The 3,245-nt window shown below is 38.1% G+C and carries 3 protein-coding genes and 1 pseudogene; all 4 read left to right on the top strand.

The window, feature by feature from the left end:
* Window positions 1-221 (top strand): annotated as a pseudogene (locus IM515_RS06655) (Uma2 family endonuclease); the annotation flags it as partial.
* 116 nt (window positions 222-337) lie between these two features.
* Entirely contained in the window at window positions 338-1,762 is a 1,425-nt protein-coding gene (locus IM515_RS06650; protein WP_002769379.1) for a carotenoid oxygenase family protein, read from the top strand.
* A gap of 269 nt (window positions 1,763-2,031) precedes the next feature.
* Window positions 2,032-2,952, top strand: a complete 921-nt coding sequence (locus IM515_RS06645) for a DUF4351 domain-containing protein (RefSeq protein WP_287627772.1) — start codon at window positions 2,032-2,034, stop codon at window positions 2,950-2,952.
* Window positions 2,953-3,002: 50 nt separating this feature from the next.
* Window positions 3,003-3,140, top strand: coding sequence for a hypothetical protein (locus IM515_RS06640; protein ID WP_167341561.1), 138 nt, complete (start codon window positions 3,003-3,005; stop codon window positions 3,138-3,140).
* Window positions 3,141-3,245 lie beyond the last annotated feature (105 nt).

The raw sequence follows: 3,245 nt of genomic DNA, 5'->3' as shown, positions 1-3,245 counted from the left end.
TTCAAGGATGGTTGAGACAGGAAGGACTATTAAGTTCTATACCTGAGATTAAGGGATGGGTTAGTCCTCGGTTAAATATCCGATTTGATTTGAGAGAAGATGGGTTAGAAATTTATAGTTTAGATGGTCAGAAATTTTTAAGTTCTATCGAGTTATCCCAAAAAGCTGAACGTTTAGCTGAATATATCCGTTCTCTGGGAATTGATCCCGATACTTTATAATGATATAATTTATCGGTTGTGACGAATACTAATTAACTGGTAAACTGCCTAAGTTATCGTCATTGAACCTAGTCTAGGGCTATACTCAACTATGTAATCACTAAAAAAGCAAATCTATGAAAGCTTGGGCAAAATCTTTAGAAAAACCAGCAGTGGAATTTTCTGAAACCCAATTAACCCTATTATCCGGGAAAATTCCCGACGGATTGCGGGGGAGTCTCTATCGCAATGGTCCGGGGAGATTAGAAAGAGGTAAGCAAAAAGTTGGTCATTGGTTTGATGGAGATGGGGCAGTTTTAGCTGTACATTTTCATGATAAGGGAGCCAGTGCCACCTATCGTTATGTTCAGACTGCTGGTTATCAGCAAGAAAGTGCCGCTAATCAATATTTATTTCCTAATTATGGCATGAATGCCCCCGGCTTCTTTTGGAATAATTGGGGAAAAGAGGTAAAAAATGCCGCTAACACCTCGGTGTTAGCTTTACCCGATAAATTATTAGCTCTCTGGGAAGGGGGTTTTCCCCATAAATTAGATTTACAATCTTTAGAAACTCTAGGTTTAGATAATTTATCTAGCTTACAAGCAAAGGAAACTTTTTCCGCTCATCCTAAGCTAGATTTGTCCAGAGGAGAGATTTTTAATTTCGGGGTGACAATCGGTGCTAAAGTTAGTTTAAATCTCTATAAGTCTGACTCCACTGGTGAAATTATCCAGAAAAATACTTTTGAGTTAGATAGATTGTCTGCGCTGCATGATTTTGTTTTAGCGGGACAGTATCTCGTCTTTTTCGTCCCACCGATAAAAGCGAATAAATTATCGATACTGTTGGGATTTAAAACTTTTAGTGATGCCATGCAGTGGCAGCCAGAATTAGGAACAAGAATACTAATTTTTGATCGAGATTCTCTGCAATTAGTCAGTGAAAGTGTTACCGATTCATGGTTTCAATGGCACTTTGCTAATGGTTGTGTGAATGACCAAGGCAATCTTGAAATTGTTTTTGTCCGTTATGATGACTTTAAAACTAATCAATTTTTAAAAGAAGTGGCCACGGGTAAAACCGAAACCTTAGCCATCGGAAAATTAGCAAGTATCACTATTAATCCCCTATCAGCAAAGGTGATTAATCAGGAAATTCTCTCAGATTTAAGCTGTGATTTTCCCGTGGTTTCCCCGCAACTGGTGGGACAAAAATGGCAAAATACTTTTTTAGCTGTCCATCGTCCCGATAGCGATATTCGTCGGGAAATTATCGGACTTCCCGCTTGTTATAATCACTCCACAGGTAAGTTAACTATTGCTTATCTAGAAAATAACTGTTATGGAAGTGAACCGATTTTTGTCTGCGATGGTTTATCTCCAGAAACGGGATGGTTAATCGTCGTGGTTTACGACGGCAATAATCACAGCAGCCAAGTGAGAATCTATGACAGTCAGCAGTTAGAAAAAGAACCCCTTTGCTGTCTGCAATTACCCAGTGTTATCCCTCCCGGTTTTCACGGCACTTGGCAAGAAAAATCAGAAAAAGGCGCTATTTAGAAAACGGGTTTCTTTGAGAAACCCGTTTTCTTGACTTGTGAGAGAGAAGCTTTATTCGATTTCTCTACGGTTGAAGATTTAATCAATTGGTTAAATACTTTAACTGCTTAGTTCTTACGACCACCTCAAGACGGAGTTATCGAAAAAAAAAGTTTTCGATCTGGCTTTTATGTGTTATAATGTCCACCAGAATTAGACTACTTTCCCCATAATGCCATGTTCTTTGAACTGTTGACTGTACCCATCGAAGCGATCGCAGACACCTTTACATGACTAATAATATTGACCATGACCGCTTATTTAAGGAGTTAATCTCCACCTTTTTTGTCGAATTTATCGAGTTATTTTTCCCCCAATTGATGGATTATTTAGATAGGGACTCGATTACTTTTTTAGACAAAGAAGTATTTACTGATGTCACGGAAGGAGAAAGACATGAAAGCGATTTAGTCGCACAAGTTAAGTTTCGAGGAAAAGAATCTTTTTTTCTGATTCATCTGGAGGCGCAGGAAAGTTCTCGAAAATGGTTTAATCGGCGAATGTTTACTTATTTTGCTCGCTTTCATGAGAAATTTGTCCTACCGATTTATCCGATTGTAATTTTCTCTTATTCAAAGCCAAAAAGAGAAGCGATTAGTCAATATGTAGTCGATTTTCCCGATTTTAAGGTATTAGAATTTAACTATCAAGTAGTGCAATTAAATCGATTAAATTGGCGAGATTTTCTCAATCAACCGAATCCGGTTGCTTCAGCTTTGATGGCGAAGATGAACATTGCCGAGAAGGAGCGAGCCAAGGTAAAAGCGGAATGTCTGCGCTTGTTAATCACTTTAAGGTTAGATGCGGCGAGAATGCAATTAATTTCTGGATTTATTGATACATATCTCAATCTAAATCCGGTGGAAGAGAGACAATTTCAAGAAGAGATTAGCACATTTAGTGAACCCGTACAGGAGGGAGTTATGCAAATTACCACCAGTTGGATGCGTCAAGGTATCGAACTAGGTATTGAACGGGAAAAGACATTGATTCTTCGTCAACTTAAACGCAAGTTAGGGGAGATTAATCCTTCATTAGAAACTAAAATTATGGAGTTAAGTATTGATGATGTCGAAGCATTAGGAGAAGCTTTATTCGATTTCTCTACAGTTGAAGATTTAATCAATTGGTTAAATACTTTAACTGCCTAGTTTTGACGTTAGCGTTCGCCTTCTGACAACAACCCACTAAAATTGTCATAATGAAACAAACAACCGCCAATTATGATGAACCCTGGAAAGAAGCATTAACCGAGTATTTTGAGGCGTTTTTATACTTCTTTTTTCCTGAAGTTCACCAACTAATCAGTTATCAGTTATCAGTTATCAGTTATCAGTGACTAATTGGAAGCAAGTAAGTGGGTGAGTGGAATTAAATATAAGATGAACGTAGGTTGGGTTGAAGCATGAAACCCAACGCCAGATTATGTTACGCTACCACTAAC

Origin of the sequence: Microcystis sp. M44BS1 (assembly GCF_020244875.1) — a bacterium.
Lineage (GTDB): Bacteria > Cyanobacteriota > Cyanobacteriia > Cyanobacteriales > Microcystaceae > Microcystis > Microcystis panniformis.
The sequence above is the reverse complement of the archived record's forward strand: the minus strand, read 5'-3'. Positions and strand labels throughout refer to the sequence as shown.

What these genes read in the sequence shown, in the direction of transcription:
- IM515_RS06650 (WP_002769379.1), top strand. Translation starts at nt 338, where the DNA reads ATGAAAGCTTGGGCAAAATCTTTAGAAAAACCAGCAGTGGAATTTTCT.
- IM515_RS06645 (WP_287627772.1), top strand. Translation starts at nt 2,032, where the DNA reads ATGACTAATAATATTGACCATGACCGCTTATTTAAGGAGTTAATCTCC.
- IM515_RS06640 (WP_167341561.1), top strand. Translation starts at nt 3,003, where the DNA reads ATGAAACAAACAACCGCCAATTATGATGAACCCTGGAAAGAAGCATTA.